This window comes from uncultured Roseobacter sp., assembly GCF_947491795.1.
GTDB lineage: Bacteria > Pseudomonadota > Alphaproteobacteria > Rhodobacterales > Rhodobacteraceae > Roseobacter.
Genome location: NZ_CANLKW010000002.1, coordinates 70,031 through 93,989, shown reverse-complemented (window position 1 = coordinate 93,989; position 23,959 = coordinate 70,031). Strand labels below are relative to the sequence as shown.

23 protein-coding genes are annotated in these 23,959 nt (G+C 60.3%); 17 read left to right on the top strand and 6 right to left on the bottom strand.

All coding sequences use genetic code 11. The features are described from left to right. Nucleotides 1–3: 3 nt before the first annotated feature. The 3 genes from Q1A34_RS07250 to Q1A34_RS07240 are packed head-to-tail and all read left to right on the top strand — an operon-like array spanning nucleotide 4 to nucleotide 2,903. Complete coding sequence (locus tag Q1A34_RS07250) at nucleotides 4–852, top strand: fumarylacetoacetate hydrolase family protein (RefSeq protein ID WP_300032538.1); 849 nt, start codon at nucleotides 4–6, stop codon at nucleotides 850–852. Between the two features lie 2 nt (nucleotides 853–854). Beyond that, the gene (locus Q1A34_RS07245; RefSeq protein ID WP_300032536.1) at nucleotides 855–1,805 is read left to right on the top strand and encodes a 2-hydroxyacid dehydrogenase; all 951 of its coding nucleotides are present in this window, start codon (nucleotides 855–857) and stop codon (nucleotides 1,803–1,805) included. Nucleotides 1,806–1,808: 3 nt separating this feature from the next. Further along, the gene (locus tag Q1A34_RS07240) at nucleotides 1,809–2,903 is read left to right on the top strand and encodes a mandelate racemase/muconate lactonizing enzyme family protein (RefSeq protein ID WP_300032534.1); all 1,095 of its coding nucleotides are present in this window, start codon (nucleotides 1,809–1,811) and stop codon (nucleotides 2,901–2,903) included. Between the two features lie 3 nt (nucleotides 2,904–2,906). Here Q1A34_RS07240 and Q1A34_RS07235 read toward each other — a convergent pair whose 3' ends face one another. Together Q1A34_RS07235 and Q1A34_RS07230 are read right to left on the bottom strand one after the other, a co-directional pair. Further along, nucleotides 2,907–3,557 (bottom strand): ChrR family anti-sigma-E factor, encoded by a 651-nt coding sequence (locus Q1A34_RS07235; RefSeq protein WP_300032532.1) that lies wholly within the window; start codon nucleotides 3,555–3,557, stop codon nucleotides 2,907–2,909. A 5-nt stretch (nucleotides 3,558–3,562) separates the two neighbouring features. Continuing rightward, nucleotides 3,563–4,087 (bottom strand): sigma-70 family RNA polymerase sigma factor, encoded by a 525-nt coding sequence (locus Q1A34_RS07230; protein WP_300034079.1) that lies wholly within the window; start codon nucleotides 4,085–4,087, stop codon nucleotides 3,563–3,565. Nucleotides 4,088–4,365: 278 nt separating this feature from the next. On the opposite strand from Q1A34_RS07230, the gene Q1A34_RS07225 reads away from it, so the two are divergent. The 5 genes from Q1A34_RS07225 to Q1A34_RS07205 are packed head-to-tail and all read left to right on the top strand — an operon-like array spanning nucleotide 4,366 to nucleotide 8,973. Beyond that, on the top strand, nucleotides 4,366–5,694 hold the full coding sequence (locus Q1A34_RS07225; protein WP_300032530.1) for an FAD-dependent oxidoreductase: 1,329 nt from the start codon (nucleotides 4,366–4,368) through the stop codon (nucleotides 5,692–5,694). Next, nucleotides 5,691–6,449 (top strand): DUF1365 domain-containing protein, encoded by a 759-nt coding sequence (locus Q1A34_RS07220; protein WP_300032528.1) that lies wholly within the window; start codon nucleotides 5,691–5,693, stop codon nucleotides 6,447–6,449. The genes Q1A34_RS07225 and Q1A34_RS07220 overlap by 4 nt, the downstream gene beginning before the upstream one ends. After that, nucleotides 6,449–7,678 (top strand): MFS transporter, encoded by a 1,230-nt coding sequence (locus Q1A34_RS07215; protein WP_300032526.1) that lies wholly within the window; start codon nucleotides 6,449–6,451, stop codon nucleotides 7,676–7,678. Before Q1A34_RS07220 ends, Q1A34_RS07215 begins: the two co-directional genes overlap by 1 nt. A 3-nt stretch (nucleotides 7,679–7,681) precedes the next feature. Then, complete coding sequence (locus Q1A34_RS07210; RefSeq protein WP_300032524.1) at nucleotides 7,682–8,242, top strand: DUF3833 domain-containing protein; 561 nt, start codon at nucleotides 7,682–7,684, stop codon at nucleotides 8,240–8,242. Further along, nucleotides 8,242–8,973 carry an SDR family NAD(P)-dependent oxidoreductase gene (locus Q1A34_RS07205; protein ID WP_300032522.1) on the top strand — a complete coding sequence of 244 codons (732 nt, stop codon included), beginning with the start codon at nucleotides 8,242–8,244 and terminating at the stop codon, nucleotides 8,971–8,973. The genes Q1A34_RS07210 and Q1A34_RS07205 overlap by 1 nt, the downstream gene beginning before the upstream one ends. A gap of 23 nt (nucleotides 8,974–8,996) precedes the next feature. Here the strand turns inward: Q1A34_RS07205 and Q1A34_RS07200 are convergent, their stop codons facing one another. Genes Q1A34_RS07200 through Q1A34_RS07190 form a run of 3 tightly spaced genes read right to left on the bottom strand, consistent with a single transcriptional unit; the run spans nucleotide 8,997 to nucleotide 11,411 of the window. Next, on the bottom strand, nucleotides 8,997–10,124 hold the full coding sequence (locus Q1A34_RS07200; protein WP_300032520.1) for a saccharopine dehydrogenase: 1,128 nt from the start codon (nucleotides 10,122–10,124) through the stop codon (nucleotides 8,997–8,999). Nucleotides 10,125–10,126: 2 nt separating this feature from the next. Beyond that, on the bottom strand, nucleotides 10,127–10,744 hold the full coding sequence (locus Q1A34_RS07195; RefSeq protein ID WP_300032519.1) for a glutathione S-transferase family protein: 618 nt from the start codon (nucleotides 10,742–10,744) through the stop codon (nucleotides 10,127–10,129). 13 nt (nucleotides 10,745–10,757) lie between these two features. Further along, complete coding sequence (locus tag Q1A34_RS07190; protein ID WP_300032517.1) at nucleotides 10,758–11,411, bottom strand: histidine phosphatase family protein; 654 nt, start codon at nucleotides 11,409–11,411, stop codon at nucleotides 10,758–10,760. A 217-nt stretch (nucleotides 11,412–11,628) separates the two neighbouring features. Between Q1A34_RS07190 and fdhF the strand changes: the two genes are divergently transcribed. The 7 genes from fdhF to Q1A34_RS07155 all read left to right on the top strand — a co-directional run bounded on the left by fdhF (nucleotide 11,629) and on the right by Q1A34_RS07155 (nucleotide 20,850). Beyond that, on the top strand, nucleotides 11,629–14,394 hold the full coding sequence (gene fdhF, locus Q1A34_RS07185; RefSeq protein ID WP_300032515.1) for a formate dehydrogenase subunit alpha: 2,766 nt from the start codon (nucleotides 11,629–11,631) through the stop codon (nucleotides 14,392–14,394). A gap of 71 nt (nucleotides 14,395–14,465) precedes the next feature. Continuing rightward, nucleotides 14,466–15,008, top strand: coding sequence for a hypothetical protein (locus Q1A34_RS07180; RefSeq protein ID WP_300032513.1), 543 nt, complete (start codon nucleotides 14,466–14,468; stop codon nucleotides 15,006–15,008). A gap of 60 nt (nucleotides 15,009–15,068) precedes the next feature. Then, nucleotides 15,069–16,277, top strand: a complete 1,209-nt coding sequence (locus tag Q1A34_RS07175) for a Zn-dependent hydrolase (RefSeq protein ID WP_300032511.1) — start codon at nucleotides 15,069–15,071, stop codon at nucleotides 16,275–16,277. A gap of 206 nt (nucleotides 16,278–16,483) precedes the next feature. Then, nucleotides 16,484–18,454: an AMP-binding protein gene (locus tag Q1A34_RS07170; RefSeq protein ID WP_300032509.1), complete on the top strand. Its 1,971-nt coding sequence runs from the start codon at nucleotides 16,484–16,486 to the stop codon at nucleotides 18,452–18,454. Nucleotides 18,455–18,529: 75 nt separating this feature from the next. Continuing rightward, nucleotides 18,530–19,348 (top strand): ABC transporter ATP-binding protein, encoded by an 819-nt coding sequence (locus Q1A34_RS07165; protein ID WP_300032507.1) that lies wholly within the window; start codon nucleotides 18,530–18,532, stop codon nucleotides 19,346–19,348. Nucleotides 19,349–19,409: 61 nt separating this feature from the next. Next, a complete protein-coding gene (locus tag Q1A34_RS07160; protein ID WP_300032505.1) occupies nucleotides 19,410–19,859 on the top strand; it encodes a hypothetical protein in 450 nt (149 codons plus the stop codon). A gap of 1 nt (nucleotide 19,860) precedes the next feature. Then, a complete protein-coding gene (locus tag Q1A34_RS07155) occupies nucleotides 19,861–20,850 on the top strand; it encodes a branched-chain amino acid ABC transporter permease (RefSeq protein WP_300032503.1) in 990 nt (329 codons plus the stop codon). A 6-nt stretch (nucleotides 20,851–20,856) separates the two neighbouring features. Here the strand turns inward: Q1A34_RS07155 and Q1A34_RS07150 are convergent, their stop codons facing one another. Continuing rightward, the gene (locus tag Q1A34_RS07150) at nucleotides 20,857–21,195 is read right to left on the bottom strand and encodes an SHOCT domain-containing protein (protein ID WP_300032501.1); all 339 of its coding nucleotides are present in this window, start codon (nucleotides 21,193–21,195) and stop codon (nucleotides 20,857–20,859) included. A 261-nt stretch (nucleotides 21,196–21,456) separates the two neighbouring features. Here Q1A34_RS07150 and Q1A34_RS07145 point away from each other — a divergent pair, with 261 nt between their 5' ends. Beyond that, nucleotides 21,457–22,533: a branched-chain amino acid ABC transporter permease gene (locus Q1A34_RS07145; protein WP_300032499.1), complete on the top strand. Its 1,077-nt coding sequence runs from the start codon at nucleotides 21,457–21,459 to the stop codon at nucleotides 22,531–22,533. Between the two features lie 94 nt (nucleotides 22,534–22,627). Then, a complete protein-coding gene (locus tag Q1A34_RS07140) occupies nucleotides 22,628–23,911 on the top strand; it encodes an ABC transporter substrate-binding protein (protein WP_300032497.1) in 1,284 nt (427 codons plus the stop codon). Nucleotides 23,912–23,959 lie beyond the last annotated feature (48 nt).

The window sequence follows — 23,959 nt, the reverse complement described above, 5'->3', positions numbered from 1 at the left end:
AAAATGAAACTTGTACGCTATGGCGCATCGGGTGCCGAAAAACCGGGGATGCTGGATGCAGACGGCGTTCTGCGTGATCTGTCTGCGCATGCAGACGATATCGCCGGTGATGTGCTGTCTGACGATGGTCTTGACCGTCTGCGCGCGATTGATCCGGCAGACCTGCCTGTCGTGGATGGCAGCCCGCGCATTGGCCCCTGTGTCGGTGGTATTGGCAAATTCATGTGCATTGGCCTGAATTATAAGGATCATGCGATCGAGACGAACAACCCGTTCCCGGATCACCCGGTCCTGTTCATGAAAGCGAATTCCGCCGTTGTTGGTCCCGATGACGATATCTTTATGCCGCGCGGCTCGACGAGCACGGACTGGGAGGTCGAACTGGGCGTTGTAATTGGCAAACCGGCCAAATACGTCAGTGCTGCTGATGCTCTGGACTATGTTGCAGGGTATTGCGTGATCAATGACGTCAGCGAGCGCCATTTCCAGAACAACCTGACCGGCACATGGACCAAGGGCAAATCCTGCGACACCTTCGGCCCGACAGGCCCCTGGCTGGTCACACGGGACGAGGTCGCGGATGTGCAGAACCTTGCCATGCATCTCGATGTGAACGGAAAACGTATGCAGACCGGCAATACCAAAACCATGATCTTTACGGTCGCCGAGATCATCGAGCACCTGTCGGGTCTGATGACCCTGCACCCGGGGGATGTGATCTCTACCGGTACGCCGCCGGGCGTCGGGATGGGCATGAAGCCGGAGCCGGTTTACCTGAAAAAAGGTGATGTTGTTGAACTGACCATCGAAGGTCTGGGCGCACAGCGCCAGAATGTAAAAGAGGACGCGTGAACATGGGTGAACTGTTTATGATAGGCGGTGCGACACCGGTGATGATGGACCGCCTGCAGGCGAAGTTCACCGTCCACAAAGCCTCTGAGATGGCCGATCCGCATGCATGGCTGGCAGAGCACGGGGCGTCCATTGGATATGTCGCGACGAACGGGCACGATGGCGTCAGGCCGGAGTACATGGCCGCCATGCCAAACCTCAAGGCCATCAGCTGTTACGGCGTGGGCTATGACGCGATTGATACGAAAGCCGCGCGTGAAAAAGGGGTGGTTGTGACCCATACGCCTAACGTTCTGAACGCAGAGGTCGCGACGACGGCTGTCATGCTGATGATGGCCTGCTACCGCGAACTGCTGCGCGATGATGCCTGGGTGCGGTCGGGTGAGTGGGAGGCCAAAGGCAACTCACCGCTCACGCGTTCGGTTGACAACCAGACGGTCGGTATCCTCGGTCTGGGTCGTATCGGCCAGGCGATTGCAGACAAACTGGCGCCCTTCGGCACCACGGTTGTCTATCATTCCCGCAGTGCCAAGGAAGTGCCCTACAAATACTACGACAACCTGGCGCGCATGGCGCGGGATGTAGACTGTATGATCTGCATCACGCCGGGGGGGCCGTCCACAAACAAGATCGTCAACCGCGAGGTTCTGGAGGCGCTGGGACCGAACGGCACGCTGATCAACGTCTCGCGCGGGTCCGTTGTGGATGAGGCAGAGATGATATCTGCCCTGCAGGACGGTCGGCTGGGCTGGGCAGGTCTGGATGTTTTTGAGGCCGAGCCTCACGTGCCAGAAGCCCTGCGCGCGTTGTCCAATGTCGTGCTGCTGCCGCATGTTGGCAGCGCCACGCACGAGACCCGCGCCGCGATGGGGGCGCTGACGGTGGATAATCTGCTGCAGCATCTGGAAGATGGTACAGTGATCAGCCCGGTGCCGGAATGCGCGGATATGTGAGGTATGGCCCGGATTGCATCAGTTGAGGCACGCCTGTTTAATGTGCCGCTGGACGAAGTGCTGGTGGACGCCAAACACGGCTCTCACAGTCACTTTCATCTGATCACTGCGACGGTCACGCTGGAGGATGGTCGCACCGGGACAGGCTATACGTACAACGGGGGGCGGGGCGGTCATGCGACCGCCGCGCTGATCACCCATGATCTGGCACCGTTTCTGGTTGATCTGAGCGCTGATGACATCGAAGCGCTTTATGATGCGATGCAGTGGCATATGCACTATGTGGGGCGCGGCGGAATTCTGAGCTTTGCAATCTCTGCGGTGGATATCGCACTTTGGGATCTGCGGGGACGGGCCACGGGCCGGCCGCTGTGGCAGATGGCCGGTGGCGCGGGCAAGACCTGCGACGCCTATGGCGGTGGGATCGATCTGGCCTTTCCGCTGCCGAAACTGCTGAGCCACGTGCAGGGCTATCTGGACGCGGGTCTCGGCGGGGTGAAAATCAAGATTGGTCAACCGGATCTGCAGGAAGACATCGACAGGATCCGTGCGGTCCGCGCGCATATCGGCCCCGAGCCTGCATTCATGATCGATGCCAACTATTCACTGACTGTGGAACAGGCGATCACCCTGGCCGAGGCTGTGCGCGATCAGAATATCCTGTGGTTTGAGGAACCGATCATCCCGGACAACTATCCCGGCTATGCAGAAATCACGCGGGCGACGGGCATTGCGGTGGCGCAGGGCGAAAATCTGCACACTATTCATGAGTTTGAAATGGCGCTGGCACAGAGCGATCTTGGATTCATCCAGCCCGATGCATCCAACTGCGGTGGTATCACCGGTTGGTTGCAGGTGGCGGCACTGTCAGCAAAGGCGGGCGTACCGGTGTGCAGCCACGGGATGCAGGAGCTGCATGTTGGCTTGGTCTCGGCGCAGAAAAACGCGGGATGGATCGAAGTTCACAGCTTTCCGATCGACAGATACACAACGCGCCCGCTCGTTGTGGACGGTGGGCGCGCAGTGGCATCAGATGAACCGGGCACCGGCGTTACATTTGACTGGTCACGCCTTGCACCGTTTGAGGTCAGTCTCTGACGGTCAGATCCGCAGGAACCGCTGGGCAATCCTGGGGATCAGGCTGTCGAAGCGCAGTGGCGCATCGGTAACCGCCAGGCAGATACAATCCTGATGAATATCTGCCACCGGTGTGTGGTGCAGGTCACTGTCCGCAATTTCCACGTCGCCGCGCGCGAAATATCCGTCGTCGTCCTGGAACGCGCCCTGCAGAACCATTGTCATTTCGGTGCCCTGGTGGCCGTGGTCCGGCATTGCGGCACCCGCGGGAATAAAGAGCAGGCGCGCAGTTGCTTCGCGGGTGGTCGGCAATATCGCCTGGCGCACGCCCATGCCAACCGGCTTCCACTTTATCGCATCCAGATCGCCACCCACATAATCCTGCAGGGGCTGCGGCAGGACACTGTCTGCCACGCGCGGCGCGCGGATCGTGTCCACCGGGCCACTTTCGATCAGTGACAGGGTCTCATCAAGGCTGTGGGTGCCAATCTCTGTCGCGTCCGACTGGTCCAGGATTTCACCGCCAAGCGCATCGAAGGTTTCGGCCTGTGCGCGGCACTGGTCACACATCGACAGATGGGATGCGACAATCAGGTTAAACGCTTCCGGCAGTGTTCCGGCAGAATAGGCCATCAGGATGGCGTCGTTCAGATGGTGGTTGATTTTGTTACTCATAGCTTTCACTTCATTACATGGCGCAGGCGTTCCAGCGCCAGCCGTATTCTCGATTTGATCGTGCCCAGGGGCAGACCGGTTTCAGCGGCGATTTCACTGTGGGTCAGGTCCCCGAAATACGCCTTTTCTATCAGTTCCCGTTGGTTCTCGGGCAGTTCGGCCAGGGCCGCGCCGAGTATCTTGCTTTCCTGTTGCAGGGTCAGCACGTCTTCCTGATCCGGCTCTGCCTCGGGGCCCCATGCAAGGTCCTCCGGCTCTGGTCTGCGCTGTCTGCGCAGCAGGTCAATCTTTCTGTTCCGGGCGATCGTGAAAATCCACGTCGCGACAGATGCACGCGCAGGGTCAAACTGATGCGACTTGTGCCAGAGGGCTGCCATCACATCCTGCGTGCATTCCTCTGCCAGCGAGGCATCTGCGCCGGACCGCATCAGGAAGCCCTTCACGCGCGGCGCGAAGTGGCCAAACAGCTCTGCAAAAGCCTGCCTGTCCTTATCGTCGCGGATCCGGGTCATATGCCTGACCCAGAGCATCCGGGCCGAACCTGGGCTGTCGTTCACCTTTGAGCGTCCTGAGTTTCCATCGTTACCCTGCAGTCTGCCGCGCTGAAAAACCGGTGACGGCGCTTCCCGCACTGGCCTTTCGATTTGTTTGCCGACATCAGATTCTGCGTACATAACAAAACTACGCTGCAGGTGCACAAACGGATCAAAAAAACATCAATGATTTTTCCGACCAATCCAAAAGCGGGACCATCCCGTAGAATGAACTACATACGCACAAAGCAAATACCCGAGCGGACTGATACCATATGCCTTTCGAAGCCCTGACCTCAGGCGACATTCCTGAAAATCCACAAAGACTGAACTCCCTCAGGATCGCTGTGATCGGGGGCGGCATTACCGGCATGGGCGCGGCTTACATGCTGGGACGTGAGCACAACGTGACTTTGTTCGAGGCAGAGCCACGGCTTGGTGGCCATGCGCGCACGGTTATGGCGGGTAAAAACGGCGACCAGCCTGTGGATACCGGTTTCATCGTTTTCAACTATGCAAACTACCCCTACATGACGGCGCTTTTTGAGCAGCTGAACGTGCCGGTAGTGAAATCCAACATGAGCTTTGGGGCATCGATCAACGGTGGCGCGCTGGAATATGCGCTGACCAGTCTGGATGCGCTGTTTGCGCAGCGCCGGAACGCGGTGACACCCGCTTTTCTGCGGATGGTTCGGGATATCCTTCACTTTAACAAACACGCGCTCCGGGTTGCTGAAAACCAGAGCCTCTCGCTGCGGGAATTTCTGGCCGAAATGGGCACCGGCGACTGGTTCCGGGACTATTATCTATTGCCGCTGTCTGGCGCGATCTGGTCAACGCCAACAGAGAAAATCATGGACTTTCCGGCCCATGCGATGATCAGGTTTTTTGAAAACCATGCATTGCTGAACACAACCGGTCAGCATCAGTGGTACACGGTAGATGGCGGTTCAACCCAGTACGTCCAGCGCCTGGGCGCAGCATTGAAGACCCGTGACGTGACCGTGCGAACGGGTGCCGCTGTTCAGTCTGTTGCCCGTCCGGGCGGTCAGGTGGCGGTACGTGCGCAGGGTGCGGAGCCTGAGTTCTTTGACCATGTGATTTTTGGCACGCATTCCGACGACACACTGCGCCTGCTCGCGGACCCTTCGGCGCAGGAGGCGAGCGCACTGGGGGCCGTGGCGTATCAGCCCAACGACATTGTGCTGCATGCGGACGAAAGTATTATGCCAAAGCGGCGCAAAACATGGGCAAGCTGGGTTTACACCGAAGACCGGGACACACCATCAGACCGGATTGACCTGACATACTGGATGAATTCGCTTCAGCCGATCCCGCAGAATGATCCGCATTTTGTGACACTGAACACCCGCCGGCAGATCCGCGAAGAGCTGATTTATGACCAGGTCACATTGCGCCACCCGGTTTATGATCTCGCAGCCCTGGCTGCTCAGGATCAGGTGCGTGCATTCAATGGTACTCAGAACACCTGGTTTTGTGGAGCCTGGATGCGCAACGGATTTCATGAGGACGGCCTTGCCAGCGCGGTTGATGTGGTCCGCGCGCTGCGCCGTGTCCCGACGCCCAGGATCGCAGCAGAGTGACAACGACCGTCGATCATATCGCGGGCCAGACCTATCACGGACGAAAAGGCGCCGTCAGCAATGCGTTTCGCTATTCGGTGGACTATGTGCTGCTTGATGCCGAGGCGGAGCTGAAAACGCCGGTACTGTTCCGCCGTAACAGCCGCGGTCTGACGTCGTTGCAGGATCGGGACCATGGCGGCCCGCCGGGCGAGGGCAGGGGAGCTGTCTGGGTGCGCGACGTTCTCGAACAGCATCAGGTCACTGGCGTGGAAAAGATCGAACTGCTCGCGCAGCCGCGCCTGCTCGGGCATGTGTTCAACCCCGTCAGTTTCTGGCTGTGCCGGCGTGCCGATGAGGCTCTGATCGCTGTGATCGCCGAGGTGAGCAATACCTTTGGTGACCGCCACAGTTACCTGTGTCATCACCCTGATCTGGCGCCCATCCTGCCATCCGATACGCTGAGCGCTGAAAAGATATTCCATGTCTCGCCGTTTCAGCCGGTCAGCGGCGGATACAGGTTCCGTTTTGACATAAACGAGAAGCGGATCGGCATCTGGATCGACTATGCCCGACCGGATGGGGGGCTGATCGCGACGCTCACGGGTAAAAGAAAGCCACTGACCAGTCGCCGCATACTGGGCGCGGCGCTGCGCCGTCCGTTTGGCGCGCGGCGCGTGCTGGCGCTCATCCACTGGCAGGCGCTTAAGCTCTGGGCGCGGGGCGCTCTTTACCGTGCGCGGCCGGCCCCCCCCGAAAAAGAGGTCTCCCGCTGATGCAGACAGCGGAGCACCTGCCTGCCTATTCGGTCTTTGCGGCCCTGCTCTCTGCGGCGGGTCTGCCGATCTATATCCATGCGCCCAAGTTTTACGTTGATGAATACGGCGTATCGCTGGCCGCACTTGGGGCGGTACTGTTTGGGCTGCGGCTGCTGGATGTCGTACAGGATCCGCTTCTGGGGCGGCTGTCTGAAAAGCTGCGGGATCAGCGCGCGGTCGCCGTCGCGGCGGGCTGTGCTGTGATCGCAGCTGCCATGACCGCGCTCTTTGCGGTGCCGCCGCCTGTGCCGGCGCTGGTATGGTTCGGGCTGTGTCTGACACTTGTGTTTTCGGCGTTCAGTTTCCTGACCATAAATTTTTACGCCCAGGGCGTGATCAAGGGTGCCGGGATGAGTGGCGCGGGCCACCTGCGTCTGGCCCGCTGGCGTGAGAGTGGCGCGCTGGTCGGGGTCTGTGTTGCATCGGTGACGCCGGTTGCACTGGGGGCGGTCATGTCCGCACCCTTTACCGGGTTCGCCGGGGGTTTTGCCGTGCTGGCCGTCACCGCCTGGTATGTCATGCGGAACGAATGGAGCACTGCGGGTCTGGGGGTTTCAACAGGATTTGCCGCGGTGTTGTCAGACCGGCTGGCCCGGCGACTGCTTTTGATCGCTCTGGTCAATGCAGCACCGGTTGCCGTCAGTTCCACGCTGTTTTTGTTTTTTGTCGAAACCCGTCTTGAGGCCCCAGGGTTCGAGGGTCCGCTGCTGCTGGTGTTTTTCCTGTCTGCTGCGCTGGCTGCACCGCTCTGGGGTGCGCTGGCAGAACGTATCGGAGCGCGTGAAGTGCTGCTGATTGCGATGGTGCTGGCGATTGTTTCTTTTGGGTCTGCGTTCACGCTCGGCCCAGGGGACTGGCTGCTCTTTGCGCTGATCTGTGTGGCGTCCGGTGCCACGCTCGGTGCTGACCTGACGCTGCTGCCTGCGATATTTGCGACACGGATGGCCAGTATTTCACCTTCGGCGTCCGAAGGGTTTGGCCTGTGGTCTTTCGTGTCCAAACTGACGCTTGCCTTTGCTGCGGTCAGCCTGCTGCCTTTGTTGGAAAACGCCGGATTTCGCAGTGGTGCGGCGGACAATCCGCCCGAGGCTCTGGCGCTGTTGTCGCTTCTTTATGCGGCTGTGCCCTGTGCATTGAAGCTGATCGCAATACTTCTGTTGTCTGTAACCAACCTGAAAGAGGCCTGAGCAATGACCGTCTGGGTTTACATCTTTGCAGGACTGCTGATCGCGCTGGGTCTGTTCTGGCTGAAAGGCATGTTTCTGGGGTTTCCGGCGCAGCGGCCGGAAGACTATGAGGATGAGCACCCGGCCTTTGACGTGCGACAGCACCTGAACGGTCCGATTGTCTGTGAAGGTGTGATCTATGGCCCGCTCGGGCGGGTCAGCAGCCGGTTCGTTGCGGATTTCGATGCCTCATGGGAGGGCAACAAAGGCGTGATGAAGGAGCGTTTCGTCTATGATGACGGCAGCATTCAGGACCGCGAATGGCATCTTGATCTGCGGCCGGATGATGCCATTGTCGCAACAGCACCGGATGTTGTGGGTGAAGGGCGCGGCCGCCAGTCGGGCTCGACGGTGGTTCTGCGTTATAACATCCGTCTGCCGGATGCATCGGGCGGTCATGTTCTCAGCACGGTTGACTGGATGTACCTGACGCCGAACGGCACAATCATGAACCGCTCCCAGTTCCGGAAATTCGGGATCAAGGTTGCCGAACTTGTCGCAACGATGCGACCCAGAGAGACCTGATGCGCGACTGGCAGGGAAAACGGTACTGGCTGGTCGGGGCCAGCGATGGTCTGGGTGCAGCGCTGGCGCGGCGTATGAGTGCGGCGGGTGCCCATGTGATCGTCTCGGCGCGTTCAGAAGACAAACTCAGGAGTGTTGTGGCCGGGCTGGAGACCGAAGGGTCGTATCAGTGCGTGGATGTCTCCGACGCGGAAAGCGTTGCGGCAGCGGCAGAAGAGATCGGCGAGATCGACGGCGTTGTCTATCTTGCCGGTGTCTACTGGCCGTTCAGTGCCCGCGACTGGAACGCAGAGCAGGCCAACGCCATGGCGGATATCAATTTCACCGGAATGATGCGGGTGATGGGGCAGGTGGTGCCAGGCATGGTGGCACGGGATGCAGGCCACATTGTCATTACCGGCAGTCTGTCGGGTTTTCGCGGGCTGCCCGGTTCCATCGGGTATACCGCGTCCAAGGCAGGAACGATGTCGCTGGCCGAGTGCATGTATGCGGATCTGCGAAAGACAGGCGTTGATGTGCAGGTGGCCAACCCGGGGTTTATCAAGACGCAGCTGACAGACAAGAATGACTTTCAGATGCCCTTTCTGATGACGCCGGAAGAGGCCGCGGACTACATGTTTCGCCATATGAACACGACCCGCTTCAAGCTGAGTTTTCCGCGCGTTTTCTCCTTGGTTTTCCGGGGCAGTCAGTTTCTGCCGGACTGGCTCTACTTTCGCATCTTTTCCTGAGGCGAGTCCCGTGCTGCGGGTGGTCAGGTTGTTTTTCCGCCTGCGGCGGGAGTATTTGGTGAAGGGTGAAAGACACAAGTGCTTTTGCCTGTGCGTAAGAGGCGCGCCAGATGGTCGTGGAATGTTTTTTCCGCGCGCGACCAGATGTCTGCGCCCGGCGTGCCGAGCGTCTGCAGGACGGGCAGCAGTTGACCGGCGAAATCCTCGCTGCTTTCAAGGGGCAGCATTGAGGGCAGGTTGTCGATGGCAGTGACATCCAGCACAGGATCGTTGGCCACCCGCAGGGCGGGGGTATCCCAGGTGGTGGTCCGGTCATAGACTTTGATGGGGGAAAAGCTGCTGTCCGGGTCGCAGGCGATATCGCCGATAACGCTTAGTCTGCGCGGGACGTGCACGGCGGAGGCGGGCACAAACACCGGTGTGCCGGGCCGGGCCAGAATGCAGTTGAAAAAGAGATCATGCGCAAGGATTTCCGGGAAGGGGCCACCGGCCGCCGTTTCGGCCACGTCCCATCTGGTGCAGTCCACACCCATCGCTGTGCACAGGTCAGCCGTGCCCCGCCCTACGCGCCCCAGCGCGCCAATGATCAGTGCCCGGGGTCTGTGTGTGCCGGTGCTGAGGAGTTCGGACTGCAGATCGGAGAGCAGGTGGGTGGCGCTCTGGCAGGCGCTGACCGGCCCTGCGATATGGCCTTTTTGCTGTGCTGCCCAGCATTTCAGGGCCACAGCTGCACCGGCATAGCCCGCCCAGTAGCCAAAGGCCGCGACGCGCGCACCGGTGTCATCGGTGAGGTATTCCAGATCCAGAAGTGTGCCGCCGCCAGCGCGGAACCGTTCCAGCAGGCGAAGCCCGTCAGGTTGCCCTTTGAACGCGTGCCCGAACATGATGTGCCGGTGCCCGAGGGGTGTGCCGTCGTCGGGCAGTTCCTTGAGCCCGAAGATCACTGCCCTGGGCGGAGCCTCAGGCCAGCTGCCTGTGGCAGCCATCGTGCATTCTGTCTGTGCAAATGCGTCATCGGGAATGACGCGGGTGGCACTGCGTTCGACCGTTACGGTCATTCCCGCCTGCATCAGCCTTGCCACGCCGGCGGGCGTGATGCCTGTGCGTGTTTCGTTGTCGCGTTGTTCTGCGCGGACCCAGAGGTGCGTCATGATCAGATCAGCCCCTGTTCCATCGCGGATTGCACCGATGGGCGTGCGCGCATCCGCGCCATAAAGGCGGCAAGCACGGGGAAATCCGCGAGCGGGACGCCGTCGCCTTCCAGCCAGCTGCAGACCACGAAGGCGTAGATGTCAGCCAGAGAAAACCCGTCGCCGAGGACCCAGTCGCCCTGCAGGCAATCATTCTGGAAACAGGCGGCACTTGCGGCCATGGTCTGCGGTACTTTGGCGGTCATATCCGCCAGGCTTTCGGGGCTGTCTGCCCAGCGGTGGCCACGCCGGTTATGGGCGTGGTTCACATGCATCGTTGAGGCCATATAGTACATCACGCTGCGCATCTGCGCGGCGGCCACAGGATCAGCGGGAACAAGCCCGGCCTCTGGCGCGCTGTCTGCAACAAATTCCAGAATGGCGCCGGTTTCCGTCAGAAGCGTGCCGTCTGCAGTTTGCAGAACTGGCACCCGGCCTTTGGGGTTCAGCTTGAGGTATGCGGCTGAATTCTGCTCTCCTGCGGCCACATCGACGGGCACCAGTTCGTGATCAAGCCCGGATTCTTTGAGGGCGAGAACCGCAGCTATGGAAATCGTGCGGGGGGCATACCAGAGGCGCATGGTCATAATCCTTTCAGACGTGGGTCTGGGCGTGGTGGCGTTCGGGGTCTTCGAGGTGGGGAATGGCGTTGAACATCACCGGTGACAGGCGTCCGCCGATGGGAAACAGACGGTGTTGTGACGTGTTGTATATTGCAAGGGCCATATGGGCCATGGCTGCGATATCGAGGCCCAGCACCTGGCGCATCACCATGGAGATCAGGCCGCCGGAGGTGACAACCAGGGCGGGGCCTTCGCCGGCGGCGATATCGGCAACTGCACTGCTGACGCGTGCCTCGAAATCAGAGAACCGTTCCGGTGCCGCGGTAATTTCATCGTTTTGCCAGGCCGCAAAAAGACGCGGCAGATGAGCGGTGAAGGCTGCCTGATCCATGGGGAAGGGCACGCCGTGCTCGTCCTCAAGTGCGCGTGCAAGCGTGAGATATTCAAGCTCGTTCAGACGGGCATCCCGTACCGGGGTCAGGCCCGTTTCCATCGAAGCGGCGGTTTCCACATGGCGTTTCAGGGTGCCGGTGTAGAGCCGGGCATGCTGCTGATTGTGGCGGCGCATATGGGCACCCAGCCAGGCGGCCTGCTGATGGCCCAGCGTGCTGAGCCTGTCATAGCTTGCCTCGTCCAATGCGCCTGAGTTTGCCTGGCCGTGCCGGATGAAAGTGATGTGGGACATGGGTGCTTTCGTCTCTGGTCCTGTCTTCTTAGGCGGTTGTGGGGAGGGTTGAAAGGGTGGGAGCCTCCGGCGGGAGTATTTCGGGAAGGGTGAAGAGACGGCTGTTCTCTATCGGAAACCTCTGTGGCGTGATTCCGGCCTGAGGTGTCGGGATTGACCCTCCCCCCGGCGTGCTGCACGCGGTATGCTGCGCGCAATGTGGCAGGAGGTGTGCGCAATGGCGGACGGTGTAAAATTTGTCCTGGACGGCGAGAAAGTGACGGCAGAGGCCGGCATGACCATCTGGGAAGTGGCCAACGGGCGGGGTCTGGTGATCCCCCATCTGTGTCACAAGCCGGCGCCTGGCTACCGGCCGGACGGCAACTGCCGTGCCTGCATGGTCGAGATCGAGGGAGAACGCACGCTTGCGGCGTCCTGTATCCGCGAGCCTGCCGAAGGCATGGTGGTTACGACCAATTCGGCACGCGCCGAAAACGCCCGCAGACTGGTGGTGGAGATGCTGGTGGCGGACCAGCCTGAAAAAGACGTGGCGCACGATAAATCCAGCCATCTCTGGGATATGGCCGAGCTGAACGGTGTATCGGAAAGCCGTTTTCCAAAGCTGGAAGAGGGGCGTATTCCGCTGCTGGATGACAGCCATGTGGCAATGTCGGTCAATCTGGATGCCTGTATCCAGTGCGGTCTTTGTGTACGCGCCTGTCGCGAGGTTCAGGTCAACGATGTGATCGGCATGTCCGGGCGCGGGCATGATGCATATCCGACGTTTGACATGGCCGACCCGATGGGGGCGTCGACCTGTGTGGCTTGCGGCGAATGTGTTCAGGCCTGCCCGACCGGCGCGCTGATGCCGAGCTCGGTTGTTGATGAAAACCAGGTCGGTGACAGTGCGGATTTCGACAGCGAGGTCGAGAGCATCTGCCCGTTCTGTGGGGTTGGCTGTCAGGTGTCGCTCAAGGCCAAAGACGGCAAGGTCAGGTATGTCGAGGGAGTAAATGGCCCGGCGAACGAAGGGCGGCTTTGTGTCAAAGGACGGTTTGGTTTTGACTATATTCACCACGACCACCGCCTGACCAAACCGCTCATCCGCCGCGACGACGCGCCTGAGAAAGGTCTGAACGTGGATCCGGCCAACTGGCAGACGCATTTCCGCGAGGCGTCCTGGGACGAAGCGCTGGATTTTGCCGCAGCCGGTATGAAGGGCCGGGGGCGTGAGATTGCGGGTTTTGGTTCCGCCAAATGCACCAACGAAGAGGCATACCTCTTTCAGAAGCTGATCCGGCAGGGTTTTGGCCACAACAACGTCGATCACTGCACCCGTTTGTGTCATGCGTCTTCTGTTGCGGCGCTGATGGAGAATGTGGGCTCGGGGGCGGTGACCGCAACCTTTAACGAGATCGAAAACGCGGATGTGGCGATTGCGATCGGCTGTAACCCGATCGAGAACCATCCTGTGGCCGCGACCTTCTTCAAGCAGTTCACCAAGCGTGGTGGCAAGCTGATTGTCATGGACCCGCGTGGCCAGGCGCTGAAACGTTTTGCCAGCCATATGCTGCAGTTCCGCCCGGGCGCGGATGTCTCCATGCTCAACGCGATCATGCATACGATCGTCGAAGAGGGTCTGTACGACCAGCAGTATATCGACGCCTGGACCGAGAACTGGGAAGCCGAAAAAGCCCATCTGGCGGATTTCCCGCCCGAGGCGATGGCCCCTATATGCGGCATCGAACCCGAGGTGCTGCGGGATGTGGCGCGGACGTTTGCCGGTGCGAAATCGGCGATGATCTTCTGGGGGATGGGGGTGTCACAGCACATCCACGGCACGGACAATTCGCGCTGCCTGATCTCTCTCGCGCTGATGACCGGCCAGGTTGGCCGCCCGGGCGCAGGTCTGCACCCGCTCAGGGGGCAGAACAACGTGCAGGGGGCTTCTGACGCGGGCCTCATCCCGATGTTCCTGCCGGATTATCAGCCTGTGACAGATGACGGTGTGCGCTCGGCCTTTACCAGGGTCTGGGGGTCTGCGGATTTCTCCAACGAACGGGGGCTGACCGTCACAGAAATCATGGATGCGGTGCACGACGGCAAGATCAAAGGCATGTATGTCCTGGGCGAAAACCCGGCCATGTCGGACCCGGATGTCGAACACGCGCGTGCGGCACTTGCCAAACTCGATCACCTGGTGGTGCAGGACATCTTTATCACCGAGACGGCGAACTATGCAGATGTGATCCTGCCTGCGAGTGCCTTTGCCGAGAAATCCGGCACGGTGACGAATACCAACCGGCAGGTTCAGATGGGCCGCCCTGCGGTGTCGCCCCCGGGTGACGCGCGCGAGGACTGGTGGATCGAGGTGGAACTGGCCAAACGCCTGGGCCTCGGCTGGAGCTACGAGAGCCCTGCGGATGTCTTTGCCGAGATGAAGCAGAACATGCGCTCTCTGGAAAACATCACCTGGGACCGGCTGGAGGCGCAGAACGCGGTGACGTACCCGTCGCTGAGCCCCGAAGACCCCGGTCAGGCAATCGTTTTCGGCGAAGGTTTCCCCCGCCCCGAGGGCCGCGCGCGTTTCACACCGGCAAGCGTGATTGCACCGGACGACGTGCCGGATGCCGACTATCCGATGATCCTGACCACCGGTCGGCAGCTGGAGCACTGGCATACCGGCTCGATGACGCGCCGGTCCTCGGTGCTCGACGGGCTGGAGCCTGAGGCGAACTGTTCGCTGCACCCTTCAACACTGCGCAAACTGGGCGTTGCACCGGGCGAGCATGTGACGCTCACCACCAAGCGCGGCAGCATTTCGATCATGGCGCGCGAGGACCGGGCGGTGGCACCTGATATGGTCTTTGTGCCCTTTGCCTATGTCGAGGCGGCGGCGAATGTTCTGACAAACCCCGCCATTGACCCCTATGGCAAGATCCCGGAGTTCAAATTCTCGGCGGTCAGGGTCGAGCGCACGGCAGATCAGGTCGCCGCCGAATAACCCGGGCATTACCGAATTCTTCAGTTTCCCGCGGATAGAGTGCCGCGGCGACACCAGGAATGAGGCCGGACATGTATCTGCGATCAGCTGTTCTGCTGGCGGTTTTCGCGACCGCCGGCCAGGCAGAGACAGAATACTGGGACTATAACGACTGGACCGTGATGGTTGAGCGTTTCGATACCGGCGAAGACTATCGGATCATATGCCGCGCCTGGACCGGTGGGGACGGTGATCCGAGCTTTGGAATTGAGCTGTCCAATGGTGATGCGCTGCCGCCCTATTATTACCCCGCGCCATCACTCCGTGAACACGCGCCGCGCGGATACGACACGATGATGCAGGACGGTGCCCGGGTTCTTTTCGAGTCTGATGCGGACTGGCGGACTGAAGGGTTCGTCTCTGCGGGATTTGATGAGGAAGGCTTTCGCCAGGCCACGGCGCAGGCGCATGATGGTGACAGCCTGGGGATGCTGCAGACAATGCGGCGTGCAGGCACGCTCTGGGTCATGCAGGATGGTGAGGTTGTCTATGCGGCGTCGCTGTCTGGCTTTACGGCGGCATACGGCAAGATGGCAGAGCAATGCGGGTTCGCCACCACAGGGGTGATCGACTGAGCTTCTCACCGGCACGTGCGCGGGGTATGCAGGGCGTATCCTGACCTGTGGCGTGTTACCATGATCCGACCTGACCGATTTCTTGCTGATCTTCACCACCTGCGTTCGTTCGGCGCAAGCGGTGTGGGCAGGGGCGTTGTGCGCCCGGCCTATTCCGACCCTGACGTGGCCGCCCGACGCTGGCTGGCTGACCGGATGCGTGAGGCCGGGCTGCAGGTCCAGGTGGATGCCATGGGCAATCTTTTTGGTCTGGCAGCAGGGCCTTCACTGCTCATGGGCTCGCATTCTGACAGCCAGCCGGAAGGCGGCTGGCTCGACGGGGCGCTGGGGGTCATCGCCGCGCTGGAGATTGCGCGCAGCTGTGCCGAAAGCGGCGGACCGCCCGTTTCTGTTGTGTCTTTTCAGGATGAGGAGGGGCGGTTCGGCGTCACAACGGGCAGTGCTGTCTGGTCCGGCCATCTGTCACAGGCCGGGGCCGACGCCCTGACTGATCATGCCGGGACCCCCCTCGCGTCTGCCCGGGCGGCCATGGCCGATATGGTCACCGGGCCCGTTGATCCCGCACAGTTCGCCGGGTTCATCGAGATGCATATCGAACAGGGCCCTGCGCTGGATGCCGCCGGAGAGCAGATCGGCGTGGTGACGGATATCGTTGGCATCCGGGATATGAAGATTACCTTTGACGGGCGCCAGAACCATGCGGGGACCACCCCCATGCATCTGCGCCAGGATGCCTTTCAGGCGGTATCAGCCTTTAACACCAGGCTGAACGACCGCTTGCGGAACGTGGTGACGCCCCGGTCGGTCTGGACCATCGGGCATATCACCCTGCATCCTAACGCGTCTTCTATCGTGCCGGGCCGGGCGGTGTTTTCGATGCAGTGGCGCGACGCGGAAAAAGAGCGCCTGGCGCGGATGGAAGAGATCATCCGCGATGTGGCAGAGGAGACCGCCGCCGGTATGGGTGTGCAGGTCTCTTTCGGGCAGATGCTGGGCCTTGAGCCGGTGGCGATGAATGCAACGCTCCGCCGCGCGCTGGAAGGGGCTGCAGAGCAGATCGCACCGGGTGCATGGCGGCTGATGCCTTCCGGTGCGTTGCATGACGCCACGAACGTATCCCGGCTGATGCCGGTGGCTATGCTCTTTGTGCCATCCATCGGGGGAATCAGTCATGCCTTTGATGAAGACACGCGTGAGGCCGACCTGGTTGCTGGTCTGCGCGTGCTGGATCATGCTGTGCGGCATGCTGCCGGGAGAAACCCGCAATAACATATTGTTTTAAAATCGCTCTCGCAGACATTGCCGCGGACCTGTTTTAATTGAACGGTTGTTAATTAAATTTCACCAGTCCTCTGGACAGAGCGCGGTTCACGCGCCACACTCGCCCCCAGGGAGACAGGTCTGCGTGTTGAAAAACGCGCGTGCCGCTTTCGAAGGTGAGATCCGAAAAAATGGGCCGCCAGGGAGGACAAAAAGTGCAGCATACATCCGGGACACCGGGCGGGACTGAATCCGTCCCCGCTCTTTTGCGCCGAAATGCGACCAGATTTGCCACGGCACCTGCGTACCGCGAGAAGGAATACGGGATCTGGCAGTCCTGGACCTGGGCGGAGACGCTGGAAGAGGTCGAGGCGCTGGCGCTGGGGATGCTGGATCTGGGAGTGGCCGAGGGTGATTTTGTCGCCATCATCGGGCGCAACCGGCCGCGTCTGTACTGGGCGATGGTGGCTGCGGAAATGGCGGGCGCGGTGCCGGTGCCGCTCTATCAGGATGCTGTGGCCGAAGAGATGGCCTATGTGCTGGGCCATTGCGGCGCGCGCTTTGTCGTTGCCGGTGATCAGGAGCAGGTCGACAAGGTTATCGAAGTGCAGGGTGAGCTGACTGACTTTGAGCAGATGATCTATCTCGATCCGCGGGGGTTGCGCAAATACGACCACTCAAAACTGCACCAGTACAGCCACGTTCAGGATGCAGGCCGGGCCAAACGCGATGAGCTGTTGCCCGAAATCGCCCGCCGTGAGGCAAAGCTGGACTACGACAGCACCTGCGTGATGCTTTATACATCCGGCACGACGGGTAAACCCAAGGGCGTTGTGCTGAGCAACCGCAACGTCATTGAAACGTCAAAGTCCTCCTCTGAGTTTGATGATCTGCGCCAGACGGATGATATCCTGGCCTATCTGCCGATGGCCTGGGTGGGTGATTTCATCTTTTCCGTGGGCCAGGCGATGTGGACAGGGTTCTGTACGAACTGCCCGGAAAGTGCCGATACGATGCACACTGACCTGCGCGAGATCGGACCCACCTATTATTTCGCCCCACCGCGCGTTTTTGAGACACAGCTGACAAATGTCATGATCCGGATGGAGGACGCGGGCAAATTCAAGCGCTGGCTCTTTGATGTCTGTATGGCGCAAGCGCGAAAGGTCGGGCCTGATATCCTGGACGGAAAGCCGGTGAGCCAGTGGGACCGGTTCAAATACAATCTTGGCGAGCTGTGCATTTACGGGCCGCTGAAAAACACACTGGGGTTCAGCCGTGTGCGGGTGGGCTATACCGCCGGGGAGGCCATCGGGCCGGAGATTTTTGATTTCTACCGGTCGCTGGGGATCAACCTGAAACAGCTTTATGGCCAGACCGAAGCCACGGTGTTCATCACCGCGCAGCCGGATGGCGAGGTGCGCAGTGATACGGTGGGCGTGACCTGCCCGGGGGTCGAGCTGAAGATCGCAGAGAACGGCGAGGTCTTTTACCGCTCGCCCGGTGTTTTTGTGGAGTACTACAAGAACGCGGAGAGCACCGCCGATACCAAGGATGCCGAAGGCTGGGTCGCGACAGGGGACGCGGGTTTCATCGAGGAAGGCACCGGCCATCTGCGGATCATCGACCGGGCCAAGGATGTGGGCCAGATGGCCTCGGGCGCGCTTTTTGCGCCGAAATACGTGGAAAACAAGCTGAAGTTTTTTCCCAACATTCTGGAGACGGTGGTCTTTGGCAGTGGCAAGGATGAGTGCACGGCCTTTATCAACATTGATCTGACAGCTGTCGGGAACTGGGCGGAACGCAACAACATCGGGTATGCATCTTACCAGGAACTGGCGCGGCACCCGCAGGTGATGGATACGATCCAGAGCCATGTGGAGGAAGTGAATGCCTCTGTCGCGCAGGATGAAATGCTGTCTGGCTGCCAGGTACACCGCTTTGTCGTGCTGCATAAAGAACTGGACGCGGATGACGGCGAGCTGACACGGACGCGCAAAGTGCGCCGCCGGATCATCGAAGAGAAATACGACGACATCATTGCCGCACTGTATGACGGATCGACCGAGGTCAGTACCGTGACCGAAGTGACCTATGAGGACGGGCGCAAGGGGTCGATTTCGGCAACGCTGGAAGTGCGGAGCGCAAAGGTTGTCCCTGTGGGGACACGGATGGCTGCGGAATGACGGAACGACGCTCTGCTGCGCATTCGCCCCGCCCGCCATCCCGTCAGCTGCGCCTGAATTTCAAAGGGTTTTCATATGCTTGACCAGTCCGAAGGATATACCACCGCTGATGGTCGCAGGATCGGTGGCGTGGTTATGGAGATGCGCAATATTACCCTGCGTTTTGGCGGGGTTGAGGCGATCAAGGATATCTCTTTTGACATCCGCGAGGGCGAGATCCGGGCGATTATCGGGCCCAACGGGGCGGGTAAATCCTCGATGCTGAATGTCATCTCGGGGTTCTATGTCCCGCAGGAGGGCGAGGTCTGGTACAAGGGTGCGCCGCGGCCCCCGATGAAGCCGTTTCAGGTGGCGCGTCAGGGGATTGCGCGGACGTTTCAGAACATTGCCCTTTTTGAGGGGATGTCGGTGCTGGACAACGTGATGACCGGGCGTCTGACCAAGATGAAAACCGGGCTGTGGCGGCAGGCGCTGTGGAAAGGTGCGGCAGAGTCCGAAGAGACGGCGAACCGTGAAGTTGCTGAAAAGATTATTGATTTTCTGGAAATCCAGGCGATCCGCAAGACACCTGTGTCGCGGCTGCCCTATGGGTTGAAAAAGCGTGTGGAGCTGGCGCGGGCGCTGGCCGCTGAGCCGTCTTTGCTGTTGCTGGATGAGCCGATGGCGGGGATGAACGTTGAGGAAAAAGAGGACATGAGCCGCTTTATCCTGGATGTGAACGACGAGTTTGGCACCACAATTGCGCTGATTGAGCATGACATGGGCGTGGTGATGGACCTGTCAGACCGGGTCGTTGTGATGGACTACGGCAAGAAGATCGGCGACGGATCACCCGATGAGGTGCGCAACAATCAGGCCGTGATCGACGCCTATCTGGGGGTCAGCCATGACTGATTTCAGGGCGTCGGTGGGGCGTCGGTATCACGTCGGTTTAACGTCGGTATTACGTCGGTGCATGGCGGTCGGTGCGGTAGGGATTGCTTTGCCTTTTGCCGGTTCTGCGGAGGCCGGTGGCGCGGCCTTTGACCGGTTTGTGGAAGTCTGCCTGGAGCCGCTGTCTGATTTTCAGCCGGCGGCAGTGGCTGGGCTGGCCGCGATTGAGACACCGGACTGGGCGGGTGCTGAAGGTGCGGCTTTTGCCGGACCCCGGCGGCATGTTTTTGTTGTTGGTGACGGGGGCGGATTGCCGTCCTGCCGGATCGTGGCAGCGGCGCAGGCCGGGACGGACCTGGCCGCGCGGTTTGAGATGTGGTCTGCCCGGCAGCTGGCGCAGGGCACGTGGGAAGAACGCGACGGCAGGCTGGAAAGTCTGACCCATGAGCCCCGCATCGCCATTGAATTTTTTCCTGCCAGTGCTGCGCGCGGTCCGATGATCGAAGTGCGCGAAACGGACAAGGAGGCCTGATATGCCTGAACAGTTTCTCTGGACCATTGAAGTGTTTCTCAACGGGCTGATGGCCGGGGTGCTTTATGCGCTCGTGGCGCTGGGCTTTGTGCTGATCTACAAGGCTTCGGGCATCTTCAATTTTGCGCAGGGGGTCATGGCGCTTTTTGCGGCGATGACGCTTTACGGGATCATGAACGGCCAGGTGCCCTTTGCGCATCTGATCAATGCGGTGTTTGGCACCGAGGTGCATTATTTCGGCTGGAACCTGCCTGCGATCCTGTCGATTGTGCTGACCATGGTTGTGATGATCCTGCTGGCCTGGCTCGTGCAGCGGTATATTTTCCGATACCTCGTGGGGCAGGAGCCGATCATCCTCTTTATGGCGACCATTGGACTGGCCTATTTCCTGGAAGGGGTGGGCGATCTGATGTGGGGGTCCGACATCAAGACGCTGGATGTCGGGCTGCCGCAGGGCATCAACCTGTGGATTGACGAGACCACCTTCAACGCCTTTGGCTATGGGTTCTTTATCGACAACCTGGATATTGTGGCCAGCATTGTGGCTGCATTGCTGGTGGCGGGGCTGGTGATTTTTGCGCAGTACACCAAGCAGGGCCGCGCGATGCGCGCGGTGGCCGATGACCATCAGGCGGCGCTGTCGGTGGGTGTGTCGCTCAACTTTATCTGGATCTTGGTGTGGTCGCTGGCGGGCTTTGTGGCCCTGGTGGCGGGCATCATGTGGGGGGCGAAGTCGGGCGTGCAGTTCTCGCTGTCGCTCATCGCGCTCAAGGCGCTGCCGGTGCTGATGCTGGGGGGCTTTACCTCGATCCCCGGAGCCATTGTCGGCGGGCTGATCATCGGGGTGGGCGAGAAGCTTTTCGAGTTCCTGATCGGGGCGCCCTATCTGGGCGGTGCGACGGAGAACTGGTTTGCCTATATGCTGGCGCTGCTCTTTCTGGTGTTCCGCCCGCAGGGGCTCTTCGGGGAGAAGATCATTGAACGTGTGTAGCGCGGATCAGTCTTCGGGGGCGACCAGCAGCGTGACGCTGAGCGCGGCCAGGATGGTCACGCCGAGCGTGAGCGCGAGATTGAAGCTGGGCAGAAAGAGCAGTGTCATGCCGATGCAGAGCGTCATCACCCCAAGGCAGACCACAAGGCTGAAGCCAAGCGCGGAAGAACCGGTGCGCTGCGGGGGGCGGTCCGCGTCCGGCGCGGGTGTGCCGGTGAATTCGGTCTGGGCGTCCTCGACGCTGTCCATGAGGGCGGCACGTTCGGTCAGGAACTGCGCGTGGGTCAGTTCCCCGCGTTCCAGCCGTGCCTCAAGGCCCCGTATTTCAGTCAGTATCGCCGTCATCTGTCCTGCTCCGTTCAGTAGGATCAGGTTTGCCCGGCGAAATGGGGCAAAATTGGGAAATCGCGTGATTTGTTGTGGAATGGTTAATGCGGCAGCGGCGGGCGCATGGGCGCCGTTATCCGCGGGGCGCTGCCGTCGCCGGTGGTTCCCGGAGCAATGGCGCACCGCCAGCGACCCCCGGGATATTTATGGCCAGAAGAAACCCCGAAGGGCGGCGCTGCACGCAGGCCGCCGGATGATGCAGTTGGGAGAGGGTGTGTAATGCTTTATCGTGAGGCCGGTGATTTCAGCACCACCTACAGTCAGGACAGTCAGACCTTTCCGATCCGTTTCGACCGGTGGCGGTATTATGTGGTGCTCTTCGTAGCGGTGTTCGTCATTCCGTTTATGATCAATGATTATTGGGTGAATTCGATCTTCATGCCGTTTCTGATCTATTCGATTGCGGCGATCGGGCTGAATATTCTGGTGGGCTATTGTGGTCAGGTAAGCCTGGGGACCGGGGGGTTCATGGCTGTGGGGGCCTATGCCTGCTACAAGCTGATGACGGCCTTTCCCGATGTCAGCATGTTCATTCACGTGCTGCTGGCCGGTGGGATCACGGCGGCGGTGGGCGTGCTTTTCGGGCTGCCCTCTCTGCGGATCAAGGGGTTTTATCTGGCGGTGGCGACGCTGGCCGCGCAGTTTTTTCTGGTGTGGCTTTTTAACCGTGTTTCCTGGTTTTACAATTATTCGGCCTCTGGTCAGATCAATGCGCCCGAGCGCGACACCTTTGGCATTCTGATCACCGGGCCCAATACCGAGGCCTGGGCCACCTATCTTTTCTGTCTGATCTTTACGGTGTTTTCGGCCGTGGTGGCGCGCAATCTGACGCGCGGTTCGGTGGGGCGCGGGTGGATGGCGATCCGGGATATGGACATTGCCGCCGAGATCATCGGGGTGAATCCGCTGCGTGCCAAGCTGACGGCCTTTGCGGTCAGTTCGTTTTTCGTGGGCATTTCGGGGGCGCTGTTTTTTGCGGTCTATCTGGGGGCTGTGGAAGTGGGCGAGGCCTTTGGCATCACCAAGTCGTTCCTGGTGCTCTTTATGATCATCATCGGGGGGCTGGGGTCGATTTTCGGCTCTTTTGCGGGGGCTGCGTTTCTGGTGCTGCTGCCGGTGGCGCTGAAGGTGGTCGGTGTGGACTGGCTGGGCTGGCCCACGGATATTGTGGCGCACCTGAACCTGGTGATCGTGGGCGGGCTGATCGTGATCTTTCTGATCGTTGAGCCGCACGGGCTGGCGCAGCTGTGGCGTCTGGCCAAGGAGAAACTGAGACTGTGGCCTTTCCCGCACTGACGGGGCAGGCTGCGTATATAAGACGGGCATGGACCTGTCAGAACAACGCCGGAAAACCGGCACTGTCGGATGTAAACCAAGGGAGGATTTACCGATGAAATACAAACTGGGAACAATGGCCGTTGCAGGCCTGATGGCGGCAAGCCCTGTGATGGCGGATCTCGTCTTTCCATCGCTGAGCTACCGGACGGGCCCCTATGCGGCGGGTGGTATCCCGTTTGCGGATGGCTATGCGGATTACTTCACGCTGCTCAATGAGCGGGACGGTGGGATCGGCGGCGTGCCTGCGCGCGTGCTGGAATGTGAGACCGGCTATAACACTGAAAAAGGTGTGGAGTGCTATGAGAGCACCAAGGGCGAAGGCGCGCTGGTCTATCAGCCGCTGAGCACAGGCATCACCTATCAGCTGATCCCCAAAGCGACGGCGGATGACATTCCGATCCACTCCATGGGCTATGGACGGACATCTGCGGCCAACGGCGATGTGTTCAGCCATGTGTTCAACTATCCGGCCAACTACTGGAACGGTGCCTCTGCCGCGATCAACCACATTCTGGAGCAGAATGGCGGGGATATTTCCGGCAAGAAAATCGCGCTGGTCTATCACAACTCTGCCTATGGCAAGGAGCCGATCCGGACGCTGGAAAAGCTGAGCGAAAAGCACGGCTTTGAGCTGAGCCTGCTGGCGGTGGATCACCCCGGTCAGGAGCAGAAATCGCAGTGGCTGCAGATCCGCCGGGAAAAGCCGGACAATGTGATCATGTACGGCTGGGGCGTGATGAACCAGGTGGCTGTTCAGGAAGCCGCGAACATCCGTTTCCCGATGGAGAATTTCATCGGTATCTGGTGGTCAGGTGCGGAGATCGACGTGACACCGGCAGGCGACAAGGCCGATGGCTACAAGGCGCTGGCGCTGACGGCTGTTGGCTCGGACTTCCCGCTCTATGATGATCTGCAGAAATATGTGGTCGACAGCGGCAAGGCGGCCGGTGCCGGTGATCAGCTGGGCACGGTGCCTTACAACCGCGGGCTTTATGCGGCGATGCTGGCGGCTGAGGCGGTGAAAAAGGCGCAGGAGATCCACGGTGTGGATGACATCACAAGCGGCATGATGCGCGACGGGATGGAAGCGCTGGAAATCACCGAAGAGGTGATGGCTGCAGCTGGTCTGCCGGACTTTGGTCCGACCTTCTCGGTCTCCTGTGCGAACCACGGCGGTGAAGGCATGGTTGCTGTGACCCAGTGGGATGCCAGTGCCGGTCAGTTCGTGCAGATCGCGGATTTTGCGCCCACGGATATGAGCGTCATTCAGCCGCTGATCGATGAGGATTCGGCCGCCTTCAAGGCCGAGAACAACATCGAGAGCAACTGCAACTGATGTGCACTTTCCCGGCGGCGGCACGGGCTGTCGCCGGGGTTTATCTGA

What these genes read in the sequence shown, in the direction of transcription:
- Q1A34_RS07250 (WP_300032538.1), top strand. Translation starts at nt 4, where the DNA reads ATGAAACTTGTACGCTATGGCGCATCGGGTGCCGAAAAACCGGGGATG.
- Q1A34_RS07245 (WP_300032536.1), top strand. Translation starts at nt 855, where the DNA reads ATGGGTGAACTGTTTATGATAGGCGGTGCGACACCGGTGATGATGGAC.
- Q1A34_RS07240 (WP_300032534.1), top strand. Translation starts at nt 1,809, where the DNA reads ATGGCCCGGATTGCATCAGTTGAGGCACGCCTGTTTAATGTGCCGCTG.
- Q1A34_RS07235 (WP_300032532.1), bottom strand. Translation starts at nt 3,557, where the DNA reads ATGAGTAACAAAATCAACCACCATCTGAACGACGCCATCCTGATGGCC.
- Q1A34_RS07230 (WP_300034079.1), bottom strand. Translation starts at nt 4,087, where the DNA reads ATGCTCTGGGTCAGGCATATGACCCGGATCCGCGACGATAAGGACAGG.
- Q1A34_RS07225 (WP_300032530.1), top strand. Translation starts at nt 4,366, where the DNA reads ATGCCTTTCGAAGCCCTGACCTCAGGCGACATTCCTGAAAATCCACAA.
- Q1A34_RS07215 (WP_300032526.1), top strand. Translation starts at nt 6,449, where the DNA reads ATGCAGACAGCGGAGCACCTGCCTGCCTATTCGGTCTTTGCGGCCCTG.
- Q1A34_RS07210 (WP_300032524.1), top strand. Translation starts at nt 7,682, where the DNA reads ATGACCGTCTGGGTTTACATCTTTGCAGGACTGCTGATCGCGCTGGGT.
- Q1A34_RS07205 (WP_300032522.1), top strand. Translation starts at nt 8,242, where the DNA reads ATGCGCGACTGGCAGGGAAAACGGTACTGGCTGGTCGGGGCCAGCGAT.
- Q1A34_RS07200 (WP_300032520.1), bottom strand. Translation starts at nt 10,124, where the DNA reads ATGACGCACCTCTGGGTCCGCGCAGAACAACGCGACAACGAAACACGC.
- Q1A34_RS07195 (WP_300032519.1), bottom strand. Translation starts at nt 10,744, where the DNA reads ATGCGCCTCTGGTATGCCCCCCGCACGATTTCCATAGCTGCGGTTCTC.
- Q1A34_RS07190 (WP_300032517.1), bottom strand. Translation starts at nt 11,411, where the DNA reads ATGTCCCACATCACTTTCATCCGGCACGGCCAGGCAAACTCAGGCGCA.
- fdhF (WP_300032515.1), top strand. Translation starts at nt 11,629, where the DNA reads ATGGCGGACGGTGTAAAATTTGTCCTGGACGGCGAGAAAGTGACGGCA.
- Q1A34_RS07180 (WP_300032513.1), top strand. Translation starts at nt 14,466, where the DNA reads ATGTATCTGCGATCAGCTGTTCTGCTGGCGGTTTTCGCGACCGCCGGC.
- Q1A34_RS07175 (WP_300032511.1), top strand. Translation starts at nt 15,069, where the DNA reads ATGATCCGACCTGACCGATTTCTTGCTGATCTTCACCACCTGCGTTCG.
- Q1A34_RS07165 (WP_300032507.1), top strand. Translation starts at nt 18,530, where the DNA reads ATGCTTGACCAGTCCGAAGGATATACCACCGCTGATGGTCGCAGGATC.
- Q1A34_RS07160 (WP_300032505.1), top strand. Translation starts at nt 19,410, where the DNA reads ATGGCGGTCGGTGCGGTAGGGATTGCTTTGCCTTTTGCCGGTTCTGCG.
- Q1A34_RS07155 (WP_300032503.1), top strand. Translation starts at nt 19,861, where the DNA reads ATGCCTGAACAGTTTCTCTGGACCATTGAAGTGTTTCTCAACGGGCTG.
- Q1A34_RS07150 (WP_300032501.1), bottom strand. Translation starts at nt 21,195, where the DNA reads ATGACGGCGATACTGACTGAAATACGGGGCCTTGAGGCACGGCTGGAA.
- Q1A34_RS07145 (WP_300032499.1), top strand. Translation starts at nt 21,457, where the DNA reads ATGCTTTATCGTGAGGCCGGTGATTTCAGCACCACCTACAGTCAGGAC.
- Q1A34_RS07140 (WP_300032497.1), top strand. Translation starts at nt 22,628, where the DNA reads ATGAAATACAAACTGGGAACAATGGCCGTTGCAGGCCTGATGGCGGCA.